Source organism: Kribbella sp. NPDC004875, from assembly GCF_042873375.1.
Classification (GTDB): domain Bacteria; phylum Actinomycetota; class Actinomycetes; order Propionibacteriales; family Kribbellaceae; genus Kribbella.
The window spans coordinates 666,891-684,632 of the sequence record NZ_JBIALI010000002.1 but is presented as its reverse complement, the minus strand read 5'-3'; the positions used below and the strand labels follow the sequence as shown (position 1 = coordinate 684,632).

Annotated in this window: 14 protein-coding genes and 2 riboswitches; all 14 genes read right to left on the bottom strand. The window is 71.1% G+C overall.

From position 1 onward, the window contains the following. Window position 1 precedes the first annotated feature (1 nt). On the bottom strand, window positions 2–853 hold the full coding sequence (locus ACFYRH_RS14280; protein WP_387773552.1) for a putative RNA methyltransferase: 852 nt from the start codon (window positions 851–853) through the stop codon (window positions 2–4). Between the two features lie 5 nt (window positions 854–858). Continuing rightward, window positions 859–1,650, bottom strand: coding sequence for an ABC transporter permease (locus ACFYRH_RS14275; RefSeq protein ID WP_387773549.1), 792 nt, complete (start codon window positions 1,648–1,650; stop codon window positions 859–861). A 244-nt stretch (window positions 1,651–1,894) separates the two neighbouring features. Next, on the bottom strand, window positions 1,895–2,830 hold the full coding sequence (locus ACFYRH_RS14270; protein WP_387773546.1) for an ATP-binding cassette domain-containing protein: 936 nt from the start codon (window positions 2,828–2,830) through the stop codon (window positions 1,895–1,897). Between the two features lie 8 nt (window positions 2,831–2,838). Next, the gene (locus ACFYRH_RS14265) at window positions 2,839–3,867 is read right to left on the bottom strand and encodes an outer membrane lipoprotein carrier protein LolA (protein ID WP_387773543.1); all 1,029 of its coding nucleotides are present in this window, start codon (window positions 3,865–3,867) and stop codon (window positions 2,839–2,841) included. A gap of 186 nt (window positions 3,868–4,053) precedes the next feature. Continuing rightward, window positions 4,054–4,656, bottom strand: coding sequence for a hypothetical protein (locus tag ACFYRH_RS14260; protein ID WP_387773540.1), 603 nt, complete (start codon window positions 4,654–4,656; stop codon window positions 4,054–4,056). Then, the gene (bluB, locus tag ACFYRH_RS14255; RefSeq protein ID WP_387773538.1) at window positions 4,653–5,999 is read right to left on the bottom strand and encodes a 5,6-dimethylbenzimidazole synthase; all 1,347 of its coding nucleotides are present in this window, start codon (window positions 5,997–5,999) and stop codon (window positions 4,653–4,655) included. The genes ACFYRH_RS14260 and bluB overlap by 4 nt, the downstream gene beginning before the upstream one ends. Further along, a complete protein-coding gene (locus ACFYRH_RS14250; protein ID WP_387773536.1) occupies window positions 5,996–7,450 on the bottom strand; it encodes a cobyrinate a,c-diamide synthase in 1,455 nt (484 codons plus the stop codon). Before ACFYRH_RS14250 ends, bluB begins: the two co-directional genes overlap by 4 nt. Next, entirely contained in the window at window positions 7,444–8,058 is a 615-nt protein-coding gene (gene cobO, locus ACFYRH_RS14245; protein ID WP_387773533.1) for a cob(I)yrinic acid a,c-diamide adenosyltransferase, read from the bottom strand. Before cobO ends, ACFYRH_RS14250 begins: the two co-directional genes overlap by 7 nt. Then, window positions 8,058–10,205: a magnesium chelatase subunit D family protein gene (locus tag ACFYRH_RS14240; protein ID WP_387773530.1), complete on the bottom strand. Its 2,148-nt coding sequence runs from the start codon at window positions 10,203–10,205 to the stop codon at window positions 8,058–8,060. Before ACFYRH_RS14240 ends, cobO begins: the two co-directional genes overlap by 1 nt. 96 nt (window positions 10,206–10,301) lie before the next feature. Continuing rightward, window positions 10,302–10,378, bottom strand: a riboswitch (cobalamin riboswitch). A 148-nt stretch (window positions 10,379–10,526) separates the two neighbouring features. Further along, a complete protein-coding gene (surE, locus tag ACFYRH_RS14235) occupies window positions 10,527–11,294 on the bottom strand; it encodes a 5'/3'-nucleotidase SurE (RefSeq protein ID WP_387773527.1) in 768 nt (255 codons plus the stop codon). Between the two features lie 12 nt (window positions 11,295–11,306). Further along, a complete protein-coding gene (gene cobN, locus ACFYRH_RS14230) occupies window positions 11,307–15,014 on the bottom strand; it encodes a cobaltochelatase subunit CobN (RefSeq protein ID WP_387773524.1) in 3,708 nt (1,235 codons plus the stop codon). A gap of 33 nt (window positions 15,015–15,047) precedes the next feature. Then, a riboswitch (cobalamin riboswitch) is annotated at window positions 15,048–15,159 on the bottom strand. 1 nt (window position 15,160) lies between these two features. Further along, a complete protein-coding gene (locus ACFYRH_RS14225; RefSeq protein ID WP_387773521.1) occupies window positions 15,161–16,129 on the bottom strand; it encodes a DUF3500 domain-containing protein in 969 nt (322 codons plus the stop codon). Beyond that, entirely contained in the window at window positions 16,120–16,800 is a 681-nt protein-coding gene (locus ACFYRH_RS14220) for a phosphoglycerate mutase family protein (protein WP_387773518.1), read from the bottom strand. The genes ACFYRH_RS14225 and ACFYRH_RS14220 overlap by 10 nt, the downstream gene beginning before the upstream one ends. Continuing rightward, window positions 16,791–17,720, bottom strand: coding sequence for a cobalamin biosynthesis protein (locus ACFYRH_RS14215; RefSeq protein ID WP_387773515.1), 930 nt, complete (start codon window positions 17,718–17,720; stop codon window positions 16,791–16,793). Before ACFYRH_RS14215 ends, ACFYRH_RS14220 begins: the two co-directional genes overlap by 10 nt. Window positions 17,721–17,742 lie beyond the last annotated feature (22 nt).

Genomic DNA, 17,742 nt, shown 5'->3' with positions numbered 1-17,742 from the left:
GTCATGCCGATTGATGAGTGCTGGAGGTCCGCATCCACGTCGAGAGCGTCACCGACAACGTCACGATCGCCGGCTCCGGCAGGACGGCGATCCGCTGCAACAGCTCGCGGTAGTTCAGGTGCCGCGCACTCGGCGTCATCAGCACCAGCTGCTCCACAGCGGTCCGGTCGAGCGCCATCGTCTCCTCGACCACTTCGCTGCCGGTCCGGACGAACTCCTCCTCCAGCGACTGCCGCAGCCGCCGCTCCTTCTCGTCGTCCACACTGACCATCCCGAGCACGTCGACCAGCTCGATCAGGTGCCGTTGGTTCGGCGTGACCACGAGCAGGCGGCCGGTCGGCGCGAGTACGCGCGCCATCTCGGCGGCGTTCCGCGGGGCGAACACGTTCAGCATCAGCTGCGCCGACCCGTCGACCAGCGGGAGCTCACGCCAGGCGTCGCAGACGACCGACGCGATCCGCGGATCCACCTTCGCTGCCCGCCGGGCCGCGTACTTCGACACGTCGAGGGCGATGCCCCGGCGCTGCGGGGACAGCCCGAGAACACCCGCCAGGTAGTAACCGGTGCCGGCGCCGACCTCGACGACCAGGTCGTCCTCCCCCAGCTCGGCGTTCAGGATCAACGCGTCCCGGATCGGGCCGTAGTGGCCGGTGCCGAGAAACACCGTGCGGGCGCCCACCATCGCGGCCGAGTCACCGTCGATCCCGTTCGAGGCCGCGGGCAACAGGTTCAGGTACCCCTGCTTGGCGAGGTCGAAGGCGTGGCCGCGCGGGCATCGCGCCGTACGGTCGTCCAGCGCCAGCCCGTCGGCACAGACCGGGCAGCGCAGGACGGCAACGAGGTCGGCTTCCATGCCGCCTACGTTATGTCGCGACTCGTGATCCTCGCCCAGGCAGCGGCGTAGAAGACGACGACGTAGCCCGCCTGGAGCAGCAGGTTGCGCCCGATCTCGTGCCAGTACGGCGGATCTCGGAGCAGGTCGGCGAAGGACTGCCAGCGGAACATCAGCAGCCACGGGTGGATCGCGTGCAACTGCGGGATGGCGGTCAGGATGCCGAGCATGATGAAGCTGCCGAAGGTCGCTGCCATCGCGGCCAGCGGGGTCGAGGTCAGCGACGAGACGAACAGTCCGATGGCGGCCAGGCCGAGCAGCGACAGCGAGATCACCAGCGCGATCCCCAGCGCGCGGAGCAGGCCGTCGCCGAGCGAGACCGTCGTACCGGAGAGCAGCAGGACGTCGCCGACCGGGAACAGGATGAAGCCGACGATCAGGCCGGAGATCCAGATCGTCATCGTCGCGACCAGGCAGAAGACCGCGAGCGCGACCATCTTCGCCGCGAGCAGGCGGGAGCGGCCGGCCGGTGCGGTGAGCAGGTTGCGCAGGGTGCCGAGGCTGGCCTCGCCGGCCAGTGACTCCCCCGAGATCACGGTCACCGCGGTCGGCAGGAAGAACGGCAGCGACAGGCCGAGGCTGGCGACGATGAGGAACAACCCGTTGCCGGCGATCTGTGCGATGAACCCGCCGGCATCACCGCCGGCGCCGGCGATCTTGACCGCGACCCCGATCAGCACCGGCACGGCGGCGAGCACCCCGAGCCCGACCTGCGTCCGCGCCCGCCCGAACACCAGCCGCAACTCCGAGAGGAACAAAGCCAAAGCATGCCGCCCAGCACTCGGCCCCACGCCCGACCCGGCGGCAACAACTGCGGCGGGACGAGCAGCAGCCGCACCCGCGAAATCGGCGGTGGTGGAGTGGGTGGACCCGGGCTCGGAGCCGGCGGTGGAGTGGGTGGGCTCGGCTGTCGTGGAGGCGGGCTCGGCGGTGGAGCGGGTCGGCTCGGTGGGCGCGGGGCGCGAGGGGGCCGTGGTGGGTGGGGTGGGGTCGGGTGAGAGTTCACTCGGCGACATCGAAGCCCTCCCCGGTGAGTGCTACGAAGGCGTCTTCCAGGCTGGGGCGTTCCAGGCCGAAGCCGTGGATGCGGACGTCCGCGGCCACCAGCGCGGCGGCGAACTTCTCGATCGGCAGGTCGCCCGGATCGCCTTCAACGGTCTCGGGCGTCGTCTTCAGGTCGGTGACCCCCAGACCCTGCAGCGTCTCGGCGGCCGGTGCGAGATCCGGCGTACGGACGACCAGGCGGGGGCGGAGCTCGGCGCGCAGATCCGCGACGGTGGACTGGCGCAGGAGTTTCCCGCGGCTCATCACCGCGGCGTGCGTGCAGACCTGCTCCACCTCGGCGAGCAGGTGGGTCGAGGTGAAGACCGTCGTACCGTCGTCGGCCAGCTCGCGGATCAGATGCCGGACCTCGCGGGTGCCCTGCGGGTCCAGTCCGTTGGTCGGCTCGTCCAGCACGAGGAGCTCGCGGCGCTGCATCAGCGCGACCGCGATCGCGAGCCGCTGGCGCATCCCGAGCGAGTACGCCCGGACCTTCTTCCCGGCCGCGTTCGACAGGCCGACCCGCTCGAGCGCCTCTCCCGCGCGCGCCTTCCGGGTCTTCGGGTCGGCGGTCCGGTCGGCGGCGTCGAAGCGGAGCAGATTCGCCTGGCCGGTCCAGAACGGGTAGAACGCCGGCCCCTCGACGAGCGCCCCGACCCGCGGCAGCACCCGCAGGTGTGCCTTCGGCATCGGCTCACCGAGCAGCTCGACGGCACCGGACGTCGGCGCGATCAGTCCGAGCAGCATCCGGATCGTGGTGGTCTTCCCCGACCCGTTCGGGCCGAGGAAGCCGTACACGCTGCCGGCCGGGACTTCCAGGTCGACCGCGTCGACCGCCACCTGCCCGCCGTGGAACCGTTTGGTCAGGCCGTGGGTGACGACCGGCGCGCTCGTCATCGTGCTGTTCAGCGCGGAGCCTTCGCCGCGGCGGCCTGCAGGGTGTCCGGGGTGACCAGGCCGACGAAGACCCGGCCGTCATCGGTGATCAGCGCGCTCACCATCTTGCTGGTCAGCACCTTGCCCTTGCCCCACGAGCCCTGGACGGTCGGCGCCTTCGCGAGCAGCTGGGCCAGCGGGCCGTTACCGGTCAGGCCGGCGGTCTGCACGCCCTTGACCATCGCGACGCTCTCCCAGCCCGTGCCGATCACGGTCGGTTTGGCCTCGGCCGCCCCCTGCGGGGTGACCTGCTTCGGCATGACCGGCTTCGGCGTGAGCTTGCCCGGGGCCGCGCCCTTCGACGGGAGCTTCTGGTCGGTGACCTTCACACCCTGCGGCGGGGTGAAGGTGAAGGTGCTCGCCGCCGGTGCGCCGAACGAGACCGAGGTGAAGCCCACCTCGACCGCCGGGTCGTTGCCGCTGCGCGGCATCACGGTCACGTCGAGCGGGACCCAGGTCTTGGAGTCGATCGCGAGCGTCACCGAGCCGACGGTCGTCTTGTCGGTCTTCGGCACCAGGCGCAGCTTGTACGCGTCCCGGCCGGCGACCTTCTCGGTGCCGCTGACCTGGACCGTGGTGGTCGGGTCGATCGCGGCGAGGAACCGCTTGGCGACTGCCTGCGGGTCGTAGTTGCTCGGCTTCGCCTTCTCCGGCGCGGTGGAGTGCGCCGGGACGGTCAACCTGGTGGCCTCCCGCTTGGCCGAGTCGTACGCCCAGGCGGTCTTGCCGTCTGTCGTCCAGACTCGCTCCGACTGGTTGTCCAGGATCGAGACGCGGGCCTTGTCCGGGCTGGCAAGCGCGACCCGCGCGGTGTGCTCACCGCTGAGCAGCTCGGTGACCTGCTCGCTACCGGCCGGTGCGCCCGGGATCGCGGGCAGGCCGAGGTCAGCGGTCGAGCGGACCGTGCCGCTCAGGCCGTCGACCTTCGCGGTCTGCACCTTGGCCAGCAGATCCTGCGCGGTGATGGTCGGCAGCTTGGGCGAAGCGTCCGCGACCATCGGCCCCAGCGTCCCCACCCCCGCGACCACCGCGACTGCCGCAAACGGAACCAACCACCGTCGACTGCGCTGTGCTACGCCCATGGGTACAGCCTCGCACCGGCGGCAAGCGGAACCAAGGGTAGTCAGGGAAGGTTCACCCGAAAGAGTGAGACCGGCGTACGACCGTGGTCGTACGCCGGGGTCTCAGCGTGACTGCAACGCGTCCAGGGCGACCGTCATCGCGGCGGCGACCCGGAAGTCCAGCCGCTGGTCCTGGACCGTGATCCGGTACCGGTCCCGGACCGAGATCTTCCGCTCCACCGAGAGCACCGCGTTGCCCGACTCGGCGTCGGTGAAGTCGAAGTGGAAGATGAACGGCAGCGGGATCTCCCCGACGAACGGGACGAACTCCCAGATCCGGCGGACGACCGCGATCGTCGCGTTTCGCTCGGTGCCGCTCGCGTTCAGCTGCCCGCTGGACAGCAGCCAGCTGGATCGGAGCAGGCTCTTGCCGAACTCCTTCTTGAACCAGCCGATCGGCTGCCCGTCGGCGTCGAACACGTCGTACCCGGAGCCGAGGTCGATGGTCTTGCGGGCCTTGAACGAGAACACCGGCTGCGTCTTGGTGTCGTCGGTGTAGAACGTCACCTGCTCCTTGAACGCCATCCGCTTCTGCTGCGCGAACGCGAGCAGCGGCCCGTCGCTCCCGTCCGGATTGGTGGCGATCAGCTCGTACTTGTTCGCCATCAACGTCACCCGCTGCTTCATCGAGAACGCGGGCACATACGTGGGTGCTTGCGAGGTCATGCGGAGGAGTGTGACAGACCAGAGGCCGACGCCCCGGCCGCCAGACCTTGGGCCAGGGCCTGAGCGGTGGCTGAGAGGTCGGCCAGGTGTACGACGAGTTCGCCAACGCCTTGCAGGGCCAGGTCGCGGGCGATCTCGACGCCCAGCTCGACCGCCTCGGCGGGAGTACGGGCAGGTCGCCACAGCACTCCGAAGTCGGCGTGCGGGCGCTCGGCGGAGAGGTCGACGACCAGCGCGTCGCGCTGCCGCAGATCCATCGCGTTGCCGCCGACGACAACGCGAACCTTCTGCCCCGTCGCCGGTACCGCGTTCGCGCCCGCCCGCACCGCGTCGTCGACGATCGACGTCGTACGGCGTCCCCATGCCTCGTGGTGGACCGCCCAGGTCAGCGGCCGGCGTCTCGCCCACCCGGAGCGCACCAACTCGGGTGCCGCCGCGAACTCGTCGACGTACCCGACGCAGAGGTAGCCGACCAGCTCGATGTGGGCGGGCAGGTCGAGTACGGCGGCGACCTCGGACGGCTCGAAGAAGGAGACCCAGCCGACGCCCAGTCCCTCGGCGCGGGCGGCGAGCCAGAGGTTCTGGATCGCGATCGCGGCGGAGAACCAGGTCGTCCGCGGATCCGCGTGCCGGCCGAGGACGTGCCGGCCGCCGCGACCGGGGTCGCAGGTCACGGCGATGTTCAGCGGGGTGTCCAGGATCGCCTCGATCTTGAGCCCGTCGAACGCGGCCCGGCGGTCCTGCGGCAGCGACGCGGAGAACGCGTCCCGCTGCTCGACTGCGAGATCGTGCACCTTGCGGCGGGTCGCGAGATCGCGGATCAGCAGGAAGTCCCAGGGCTGGCTGAGTCCCACGCTCGGCGCCCGGTGCGCGGCCTCGAGGACGCGGGTCAGCAGGTCGTCGTCGATCGGGACGTCCAGGAATCCCCGGCGTACGTCGCGGCGCTCGGCGATCACGCGATGGACAACCGACCGGTCGTCTTCCGGGTACCCGGGCGCGGGGAGGCGGCCGACGGCGATGGTCGCGTTGGTACTGCGTTGTTTCGGGGTGACAAGGTGCGCGCCGCTGGCGAGGACGGCTGCTTCGGCGACGCTGGGAACGCCGGCGAGTTGCTCGACCTGTTCGCTCGGGGTTGGTGCGGGTTGGCCGGCGAGCTCGTCGGTTGTGAAGGTGCGTAGCTCTGCGCCGAGCTGTTCGACGAGTTGCTGGAGTGCGGGTTCGGTCTCGCGTCCGGCGATGGTTACCACCAGCTGTACTTCGGCGTTGACGGTCTCGCTGACCAGGCCGGCGAGCTCGGAGTACGGCGTACCGGAGCGGAGGCCGACGCCCAGTACCAGCCTCATCGGACCCGCTCGCGGGCGGCGGCGACCAGGCGGGCCGGGACGTCGGGGGTGGCCGTCCAGTGCAGGTGCAGGTACGACGCGTGGACGTGCGGGAGCGTGACGCCTTCGACGCCGGCTGGGAGATACCAGGCCGGGTGTACGTCGGTGTCGAGGTCGACCGTGGTGCGGTGAAACTCGTGACCGTGGACTCGGCGGCCCTCGTCGAAGAAACTCGTGGTCGTCGCGGCGATCGCCGTGCGGTAGCCGAGGGTCAGGCGCGGGGTCATCCGGGCGGTTGCCGGGAGTACGCCGGTCATGGGGTGGCCGTCGAGTTCCCGGCAGAGGTAGAGGAGGCCGGCGCACTCGGCGATCACGGGGAGACCGGCGGCGACTTCGGTGGCTACCTGGTGGCGCAGTTCCTTGTTGGCGGACAGGGCCTCCGCATGCAACTCCGGGAAGCCGCCGCCCAGACAGAGCGCCGCCGTTGCCTCAGGCAACGTGTCGGTCAAGGGGTCGAACGTGACAACCTCGGCCCCGGCCGCGGTCAGCAACTCCGTCGTCTCGGTATACCGAAAAGAAAAGACAGGACCCCCCGCAACCGCAACCACCGGCCGCCCGCGTGATGGGGCGGGAGGGGGCGCGTTCTCGGACCCCCGAGCTGCGTGCGGCGCGGCGAAAGCGGGCGGGGCTTCTCGCCCCGGGGCGGCCTGTGGTGGGGTGGCGGGCTCGTTCAGGGCGGCTAGTTCGGTGGAGGGGTTCCAGGGGGTGGCCTGGTGGTGGGGGGCGGAGTTGGCGGTGCTTATCACTTCTTGCAGGTCGACACCTTGGCGGACGAGTTCGGCGGCGGCTTCCACCGCGGCCTCGGCTTGGGCTCGTTGTTCCTCGGCGGGGATCAGGCCGAGGTGGCGGCTCGGGACAGTGAGCCTCGTGTCGCGGCGCAGGACGCCGAGGACCGGGACGCCGGTCGGCGCGACACCGGCGCGTACTTCGGTCTCGTGCCGGTCCGAGCCGACCTTGTTCAGGATCACCCCCGCGATCCGAACTTCGGTGTCAAAGGCAACAAAACCCTGAACGACCGCTCCGACACTCCGCCCCGCCGCCGACGCGTCGACCACCAGCACCACGGGCGCCTTCAACAGCTTCGCGACATGCGCGGTCGACGAGAAACCCTCGGTTCCGAGCGCACCGTCGTACAGACCCATCACGCCCTCGACGACCGCGAGGTCCGCGCCGGCCGAACCATGCGCGAACAGCGGACCGATGCGCTCCTCCCCCGACAGCATCGGGTCGAGATTGCGTCCCGGCCGCCCGGTGGCGACCGCGTGGAACCCGGGGTCGATGTAGTCCGGTCCGACCTTGAACCCCGCGACCACGTGCCCGGAGTTCCGCAGCGCGGCCATCAGCCCGACCGCGACCGTCGTCTTCCCGGCCCCGGACGCCGGTGCCGCGATCACCACCCGCGGGATCACCACTCGATACCCTTCTGACCCTTCTGGCCGGCGTCCATCGGGTGTTTCAGCTTGGTCATCTCGGTCGCGAGATCCGCCGCGTCGAGGAGCTTCGGATGGGCGTCGCGGCCGGTGATCACGACGTACTGATGACCGGGCCGGTCGACGAGGGTGCCGACGACCTCGTCCACGTCGACCCAGCCCCACTTGATCGGGTACGTGAACTCGTCGAGGACATACAGGTCATGGGTCTCGGCGGCGAGCCGGCGCTGGATCTCCCGCCAGCCCTCGAGCGCGTCGGCGGCGTGATCCGCCTCGGTACCGGCCTTGCGGGACCAGCTCCAGCCCTCACCCATCTTGTGCCACTCGACGGGCCCGCCCTGCCCGGTCGCCGCGTGCAGCTCGCCGAGCGCCTTGAACGCGCTCTCCTCGCCGACCTTCCACTTCGCGCTCTTCACGAACTGGAAGACCCCGAGGTTCCAGCCCTGGTTCCAGGCCCGCAGCGCCATCCCGAACGCGGCGGTCGACTTCCCCTTCATCTCGCCGGTGTGCACCATCAGCAGCGGCCGGTTGCGGCGCTGCCGGGTGGTCAGGCCGTCCTCCGGTACGGCCACCGGCTGCCCCTTCGGCATCAGGCCACCTTCCGTTCCGTGACCGTCCGCACGAGGTTGCCGGCGGCAACGTCTCCGAGGTCGAGGTACTCCGCGCCGAGGTCGGCCGCGAGCTCGGCGGCGAGACCGAGGCGGACACCACGACGCGGTTCGCAATCCACGACGACGGTCGCCAGGCCGTGCTGCGCCAGCCAGCCGGCTGCCTCACGGGCCCGGGCGAAGGCGTTCTCGCCGTACGTGGCACGGCCGTCGGTGACGAGCACGAGGAGCGGACGCCGGCGCGGGTCGCGGATCGCGGCGATCCGCAGTACCTCGCCGGCCTGCAGGAGACCTTCGGCGAGCGGGGTACGGCCGCCGGTCGGGAGGGCTTCGAGGCGTCGTACGGCGGTCTCGACACTGCCCGTCGGCGGCAGCGCGACCGTGGCGGTGGGGCCGGCGAACGTGACGAGACCGACCGTGTCGCGGCGCTGGTACGCGTCGAGGAGCAGCGAGACGATCGCGGTCTTCACCTCGCCCATCCGCTTCTTCGTGCCCATCGAGCCGGACGCGTCGACGCAGAACAGGACGAGGTTCCCCTCGCGGCCTTCGCGAACCGCCAGCCGGACGTCGCCGGTGCGCACCACCAGACCCGGGCCGCTGCGGCCGCGAGCGTGCTGGTGCGGGGCGGCGGTCCAGATCGTGCCCAGTAGGTGCGGTCGGCCCGGCTCGCGGCCGACGCGTGCGCGGTCGCCGACGACTCGGCCGGCCTCGGTGATGGCGCGGGAGCGGCGGCCGGCTACGCCGAAGCCTGCCGCCTGCACGCGCAGGAGGCGCGCTTTGTAGGGCTCGGAGCTCCCGGCGACCTCTCCGGCAGGAGTCGCGCCTGGCTGACCGCTCTCGCCGTCGCCGGGCGCGCCTTTCGTGGACCGGCCGCTCGGATCCCCAGGCGCGGCGTGGTCCTGGCCGTCGTGGGTCGGCTCCTGGCGCGTCGAGTCCCCGAGCTCGGAGTCGTTCGCAGCATCGTTCGCCGGGCCGCCGAGCGCCGCGTCGCTCGCCCCCTGCGCGTTCGTGCCGTCTGCCTTCGCCTCCGCGTTCGCCGGGTCCTCGGCGCCGCCCGATCCGCCCGGGCCGCCGGAGGGATCGTCGTCGGGGTCCTCCGGTGGCGTGCTGTTGTTGATCGCGTCCTCGAGCTGCTGCTCGTCCAACCCCGGTGCGTCGAACGGGTTCCGCCGCCGCCGATGCGGCAACGCCAGCTTCGCCGCGGCCCGCACATCCTCGACCTCGACCACGGTGCGCCCGGACCACGCCGCATGAGCCACTGCGGTCCGAGCCGTCACGAGGTCGGCCCGCATGCCGTCCACGTCGAAGGACGCGCAGATCTCCGCGATCTGCCGCAGCGCGGAGTCGGTCAGGATCACCTCGGACAGCAGGTCGCGCGCCTTCACGATCCGCTCGGCGAGTTCCCGCTGCGGACCGTCGTACCGGGCGACGAACGTCTCCGGATCCGCCTCGTACGTCAGCCGCGCGCGCATCACTTCCACGCGGACGGCGGGATCGCGGCTCGCCACCACGTCCACGGTGAGACCGAACCGGTCGAGCAACTGCGGCCGGAGCTCGCCCTCCTCGGGGTTCATCGTGCCGACCAGCACGAACCGCGCCGGGTGCGTGACCGAGACGCCGTCCCGCTCGACCGTCGCCCGTCCCATCGCGGCGGCGTCGAGCAGTACGTCGACCAGATGATCGTGCAGCAGATTGACCTCGTCGACGTACAGCAAGCCCCGGTGCGCGGCAGCCAGCAGCCCCGGCTCGTACGCCGTGACGCCTTCCGCGAGCGCCTTCTCCAGGTGCAACGACCCGAGCACCCGGTCCTCGGTCGCGCCGACCGGCAACTCGACCAGCCGGGCAGCTCGCATCTCGGCACCGTCGTGAGGCGCATCCGGGCACGCCGGGTCGGGGCGTTCCGGATCACAGGAGAACCGGCAACCGGGGACGACGTCCACCGGCGGCAGGATCTCGGTGAGCGCGCGGACGGCCGTCGACTTCGCCGTACCCTTCTCGCCCCGGATCAGCACGCCGCCGATCGCCGGCGAGATCGCCGCGAGGATCAGCGCGAGCTGGAGATCGTCCATCCCGACGATCGCGGTGAACGGAAAGCTGGTCGACTGACCCGGTGAACGCACGGCCCGCATCGGCGGAGATCCCTTTCGTCGAGCGGGTGTCCACGCCCGCTGCGGCACTGGTACGCCGACCGAGCGGAACTCCGTAGGCCGGCGGACGACCGCGGATGTCCTGGCTCCCAAGCCGCAGCGTCAGCTGGGCCTGGTCACAGTGGCGGGACCGCCCCGGATTCACACCGGTGTTCCTCCACGAATCGTCCGCCCGATCATGGCACACCTCCCCACCCCACAACCCACCCCGGCCACGTGGGAATCACCACGTCGCCGAGTGGCGGCTTGTGTGACCGCTGGCGGGTTGCAGGGCGCTGGCGGTGCAACAACCCGCCAGTCGGGTCAGCGGTTCAGGCGTTTGGCCAGGGCGTTGGCGGCGGTGTCGTCGGCGACCTCGCGGATGCCGACGATCGGCGTGACGGTGACGAACCCGGCGGCGAGGAGGGCCACGTCGGAGTCCGGGTCCGGATCCGGATACGCCGGCCCCAGCAGGATCATCGGCTCCCCGGTCGGCGCCGTCGAACGGACCAGCCGGGAGTGCGTCAGCGGCGCCAGCGAGGCGTGGCGGACCCCTGCCACCTGGTCCAGCGGACGGTCCGGAACGTTGATCGTCACGACCGTGCCGGCGGGCTCGGCCGCGATCCACCCGAGCGCCTCACCCGCGATCGTCGCCGCGGTCGGCCAGTACTGCGGGTCGTCCGAGTCGAGGCTGACGGCGACCCCCGACGTACCGTAGCCGGACGCGGTCACGGCCGCCGCGACGGTGCCGGAGTGGAAGATCGACACGCCGACGTTGAGCCCGCGGTTGATCCCGGACAGCACCAGGTCGGGCGCCGGACCGAACGCGCCGAGGGCTGCCAGCGTCACCGCACCCGCGGGCGTTCCCTCGATCCCGATGTAGGTGACGCCGTTCTCCTCGTCGGACGCGGTCCGGATCGGGCGGCCGAGCATGGCGGCGCGGGCCGAGCCGACGCCGCTCTCGTCGAGCAACGGTGCGACCACGACCACGTCGTACCCGAGCTGGGCGATCGTCGGTGCCAGCGCCCGGATTCCCGGCGCGAGATACCCGTCGTCGTTGGTGATCAGGACCCGCGGTCGCTCAGGCAGCATGCCTCAACCCAATCAGCCGCGGTCCTCGATGTCACCTTCCGTCTCAAGTACTGCGCTCCGTAGCGTCTCGAGGGCCTCGTCCGACGGCTCCGCCCAGAGTCCGCGCTGCGCGGCCTCGAGGAGCCGTTCGGCGATGCCGTGCCGGGCCCACGGGTTCGACTTCCGGAAGAACTCGGCCATCTCGGTATCCGCGACGTACTCGGTGGTCAGCGACTCGTACATCCAGTCGTCGACCACGCCCGCGGTCGCGTCGTACCCGAACAGGTAGTCGACGGTCGCCGCCATCTCGAACGCGCCCTTGTACCCGTGCCGCCGCATCGCCGCCATCCAGCGCGGGTTCACCACCCGCGCCCGGAAGACCCGCTTCGCTTCCTCCTCCAGCGTCCGGGTCTTCACCTGCGCGGGGACGGCGGAGTCGCCGACGTACGCCTTCGGGTTGGCGCCGGTGAGGTGCCGGACCATCGCGATCATGCCGCCGTGGTACTGGAAGTAGTCGTCGGAGTCCATGATGTCGTGCTCGCGGGTGTCGGCGTTCTTCGCCGCGACCTGGATCCGGGCGTAGGCGCGTTCCATCGAGCCGCGGGCCTCGGCACCGTCCAGGTCCTTGCCGTACGCGTACCCGCCCCAGACGGCGTACACCTCGGCGAGCTCGTCGTCGGTCCGCCAGTTGCGCGCGTCCACGAGCGGCAGCAGACCGGCGCCGTACGACCCCGGCTTGGAGCCGAAGACCCGAGCGGTCGACTGCCGTACGTCGTTGCCCGCGGCAACGTCAGCGTCGACGTGCGCCTTCAGGAAGTTGCCGGCCGGCGACTCGTCCAGCGCGGCGACCGTCCGGACCGCCTCGTCGAGCAGCGCGACGACGTGCGGGAACGCGTCCCGGAAGAACCCGGAGATCCGGATCGTGACATCGATCCGCGGCCGGCCGAGCTCCTCGAGACCGACCACCTCGAAGCTCGTCACCCGCCGGGACGCCTCGTCCCAGACCGGGCGGCAGCCGAGCAGCCAGAGCACCTCGGCGAGGTCGTCGCCCTGCGTCCGCATCGCCGACGTACCCCAGACGGTCAGGCCGACCGAGCGCGGATACTCCCCCGTCTCGGCCCGGTGCCGCGCGAGCAGCGAGTCGGCGAGCGCGACGCCGACGTCCCAGGCGTTGCGGCTCGGGATCGCCTTCGGGTCGACCGCGTAGAAGTTCCGGCCGGTCGGCAGTACGTTCACCAGACCGCGGGTCGGCGACCCGGACGGTCCGGCTTCGACGAACCGCCCGTCGAGGGCCCGCAGTACGTTGGCCAGTTCGTCGCCGGTGCGCGCCAGCCGCGGGACGACCTCTTCGGCCGCGAACGTCAGCGACGCCGTCACCTGAGCGGATTCCCGGCCGAGCACCTCGGCGACGACGACCGGGACCTTCGTCGCGTCCCAGCTCAGCGTCTCCATGCCGACGACGAGCTTCCGGGCGACGGCTTCCAGGATGTCCACGCCGTCGGCACCACTGACCGCCGGCAGGTCGGCCAGCGTCGCGAGGTCGGTGAGGTCGGCGGACGCACCGGGGTCGGCGAGCAGCTCGGCCTCGTCCACGCCGAAGGTCTCCCCCAGCGCGGTCCGCAGCCCCGGGATCGAGTACGACCCGCCCCACAGCTGCCGCGCGCGGAGAACGGCGAGCACCAGGTTCACCCGCGCCTCGCCGTCCGGTGCCCCGCCCAGCACGTGCAGCCCGTCGCGGATCTGCACGTCCTTGATCTCGCACAGATACCCGTCCAGATGCAGCACGAACTCGTCGAAGTCCTCGTCCGAGGGCTTGTCCGAAGTGTGCAGATCGTGGTGCAGCTGCGCCGCCTGGATGAGCGTCCAGATCTGCGCGCGCAGCGTCGGCACCTTCTCCGGGTCGAGCGCCTGCACAGTGGCGTACTCGTCGAGCAGATACTCGAGTTTGGCCATGTCGCCGTACGTCTCGGCCCGCGCCATCGGCGGCACCAGGTGGTCGACGACCGTCGCGTGCGCGCGCCGCTTCGCCTGCGTGCCCTCACCGGGGTCGTTGACGATGAACGGGTACACCATCGGCAGGTTCCCGAGTACGGCGTCCGGCGCGCAGTCGGCCGCCATCCCGATCCCCTTGCCCGGCAGCCACTCCAGCGTCCCGTGCTTGCCCAGGTGCACGACGGCCTGGGCGCCGAATCCGCCCTCTTCGACGGGTGCTTCCAGCCAGCGGTACGCCGCGAGGTAGTGGTGCGACGGCGCCATGTCCGGATCGTGGTAGATCGCCACCGGGTTCTCGCCGAACCCGCGCGGCGGCTGGATCATCAGCACCACGTTCCCGAACCGCAGCGCGGCCAGCGCGATCGCGGGTTCGGCACCCGAGCTGTCGACGTACAGGGAGCCGGGGGCCTCGCCCCACGCCTCGGTCATTGCCGCACGCAACGTTTCGGGGACTCGCTCGAACCAGGTCGAGTACGTCGAGAGCGGGACCTTGGCCACGGCGGTCTCGAGCTGCTCGTCGGTCAGCCAGTCGACGTCGTGACCGCCGGCCGCGATCAGCCGGTGGATCAGCCCGTCCGCGCCATCCGCACCCTGCAGCTCGCTCAGCTCGAGCCCACCGAGGTCGTATCCGGCCTCCTCGAGCTTGCCGAGCAGCTGGACCGCGGAGGCCGGGGTGTCCAGGCCGACCGCGTTCCCGATCCGCGCGTGCTTGGTCGGGTACGACGACAACACCAGCGCGATCCGCTTCTCGGCGGCCGGCACGTGCCGCAACCGGGCGTGCGCGACCGCGATCCCGGCCAGCCGCGCGCACCGCTCGGTGTCCGGCGCGTACCGGGCCAGCCCGTCGGCGTCGTACGACTTGAACGAGAACGGGATCGTGATCAGCCGGCCGTCGAACTCCGGGATCGCGACCTGCGTCGCGGCGTCCAGCGGGCTGATCGCCGCGTCGCTGTCGACCCACTGCTCGCGGGTCGAGGTGAGCGCGAGGCCCTGGATCAACGGGATGTCGAGTGAGGCCAGCGCACCGGCGTCCCAGGCGTCGTCGGCACCGCCCGCGCTCGCGTTGGCCGCGACCGAACCGCCGGCGGCGAGCAGCGTCGTGACGAGCACGTCGCACTTGCGCAGCAGCTCGAACAGGCCCGCGTTCTCGTCGCTGGTCGGGTCGAGCCCGCGCAGCGTCCCGCAGTACACCGGCAGCGGCTGGGCGCCGGTCGCCTCGACCGCACTGGCCAGCGCATCGACGAAGGCGGTGTTTCCGGAGATCTCGTGGGCGCGGTAGTAGACGATCCCGACCACCGGCCGGTCGTCCTCGATGTACGTCCCGCGCACGCCGTACGCCGGGAGCGCGCGCGGCGGCTCGAACTCGTCGCCGGTGAGCAGCAGCGTGTCGCGCAGGAAGCCGGCCAGGTTCCGGAGGTTGTCCGCGCCGCCCTCGCGCAGGTACGCCAGCGCCTCGGTGACAGCGCCGGCCGGCACGGTCGACAGCGACATCAGCTCCGCGTCAGGTGCGGCCTCGCCACTGACCACCACCGTCGGTTTGCCCGCCGCGAGCACCGCGTCAAGCCCCTCCTCCCAGACCCGGCGACCACCGAGCAGCCGGACCACCACGACGTCGGCCGTCGCCAGCAATCCAGCAAGCTCACTGAGCTCGAGGCGGGCCGGGTTCGCGACCTTCCACCCCGCGCCGGACTCGGCGGCCGCCAGCAGATCGGTGTCGGCGGTGGACAACAAGAGCAGGTTCGCAGGCATGCGCGACCGTTCCTTCCCGGGGTATCCACGCCCCGATTCCAGGTACGACGGCGGCAGTTCCTGACTTCCCTCGCGGGTCACAGTGGCGGGACCGTCCCGGACTCACACCGGGTTCCTGCTGATGCCGTCGAATGACTTAGGTGACTCTAGCGGTGCATGGCGTAGTGGGCGGCCAGTAGGTCGGTGCCCCAGTCGTTGCGGAGGTCTCGCCAGACGGAGTGGATGTGGTTGGCGTTGTCCTGGGTGTTGTCGTACTCGGCGAGGAAACTGGGGCCCGCGATCGAGTAGTAGTGCCGGTGGCCCACGCCGGGCTGGGTCTCGCCGGCCCAGGCGAAGGTGAGGCGTTCGATGCCGTGCTCGGTGATGTCCTGCCAGGTCTGCAGGCCGATCGGGCCGGCGGCGCGGCCGACGTACTGGCCGATGAGCAGGCTGAGGAGCTGACGCTGGTTCTCGGTCATGTCGCCGTACCCGAGGCCGCGGTGCAGGAGCGAGGCGTCGGCGACCGGGTCGTGACGGGTCAGCATGTCGTCGGGGGCCTCCGGTGAGACGTGCGCGATCTCCAGCTGGCCCGGCTCGAGGGCGTGCAGGAGCTGGAAGCCAAGGTCCTGCTCGGCCGCGAGGAACCGCCGGCCCGCCTCCGGCCCGGTCAGTACCTCGGCCGGGTTCGACCCGATGAACTGCGGGGTGAATGCGACCGCGCCGTCGACGAAGGTCACGTGCAGCGCGAGGTGGTGCCCGTTCAGCCGCCAGGCCCACGGCTCGGTGCCGGACGGGTCGCCGAGCACCCGGAGGAAGTACCGGCCGCCGAGGACGGAGCCCTCCCAGTCACCCGACTCCGGCAGCGCCGGGATCCCGCGCAGGATCACCTCCGCGTCCAGGACCGCCCACGAGTCGGCCGCGCCGCGCTCACTGCACCCGAGCTCGACCAGGCGCTTCGCCAGCAACTGCTGCGCCGGTGTCAACTCGGACAACGGCAGACCGGGCCGGTCCCCCGGCAGGTACGTCCACTCCTTGTGGTCCGCGGTGTCGAACGGCGCCCTGATCTTGTCCAGCTGCGCGGGCGTGAGGCTCGCCAGCAGGTCGAGTACGGCGTCCCGCGTCTGCGCTACAACCATGCCGATCGCTCCCGTTCCGTCGGTTCGTAGGCTGTCCACTGCTCGAACGGCCGGTCCAGCTTGTACCGGAAATCGGGTTGCCGCAGCAGGACGCGTGTTTCCGCGTTGCCCGGGTTACGCAGCGACTCGACGAACCCGACCGACCAGTGGAACCACCGCATGCAGAACAGCCTCATGGTCAGCCCGTGCGACACCAGCAGCACGTTCCGCGGCGCGTTCGGCGACTCGAAGTCGCGGTGCATCGTTTCCAGGAACGTCGACACCCGGTCGTACACGTCCGCGCCGGACTCGCCGTGCGTGAATCGGTAGAAGAAGTGCCCGAACGAGTCCCGCAGCTGCTCCTGCCGCTCGATGTCCTCGGTGTCCTGCAGGTTCGCCCAGTCCTGCTCGCGCAGCCGCGGCTCCTCGCACGGCATCCCGATCAGGTCGTCCAGCCCGAGTGAGTCCAGCGTCTGCAGGGCCCGCAGGTACGGCGAGACGTACACCCGGACCGGCTCGTTCTCGAACACCTCCCGCAGCTCCTTGCCGGCTCTGGCCGCCTGCTCGTGCCCGCGCGGCGTCAGCCGGACCGCGTGGTCCGGGACGCGTTCGTAGATCCGCTTGTCCAGGTTCGCCTCGGACTCGCCGTGCCGGATCAGCGCGATCCGCAACGGCCGGTGACTCAGCCCCATCGCTCTCCCTTTCGGAGTACGGCCACGATCGCTGCCAGCCCGGCCGCCGCGATCCCGACCCGGGTCGCGAGTGCCGCCGTACGCCGGACGTCGGTCACCGTCGGCGCCGGCCCGTCACCGAGCGTGCCCCGGTCCTCCCGGTAGCTCCCGTAATCGTTCGTCCCACCGAGCGTCAGCCCGAGCGCCCCGGCGAACGCCGCCTCGACCGGACCCGCGTTCGGACTCGGATGCCGACCCGCGTCCCGCTGCCACATGCTGATGGCATCCCGCGGCCGACCCGCCACCAGACCGGTGAGCAACGCGCACACCCGAGCCGGGAGCAGATTCAGTACGTCGTCCAGTCGCGCCGCCGCCCACCCGAAGTTCTGGTACTTCGGCGACCGGTAACCGACCATCGCATCGAGCGTGTTGGCCGCGCGGTACCCGAGCAGTCCCGGGATGCCGAAGACGCCACCCCACAGCAGCGGCGCGACGCAGGCGTCCGAGGTGTTCTCGGCGACGGACTCGACAGTCGCCCGGGCGAGTTCGCCGGCCTCGAGATCGGTCGCGTCGCGGGCGCACAGGTGACCGAGGCGGTCGCGGGCCGCCGGGATGTCCTTCTCCTCGAGCAGACCGGCCATCGTCTCGGCCTCACGGTGCAGACTGCGCGCGCCCAGCACGGTCCACGTCGCGGCGGCGGTCGCGATCGTGTGCAGCACCGGATGATCGCGGGTGGCGCGTTCGGCGGCCATCCCGGCCGCGGTGGTCGCGCCGACCAGCAGCACCGTGTACGCGGCACCGGCCGGACGCGAATCGGCGTACAGGTGCTGCTCCAGCCGTGCGGCGGTCCGGCCGAAGCCGGCCACCGGGTGGAAGCGCCGGGGGTCGCCGAGAAGGCGGTCGGCGGCGAAGCCGAGGAGAACACCGAAGGCCCGGGACACCCTTGGAAGTCTGCCAGGTCCC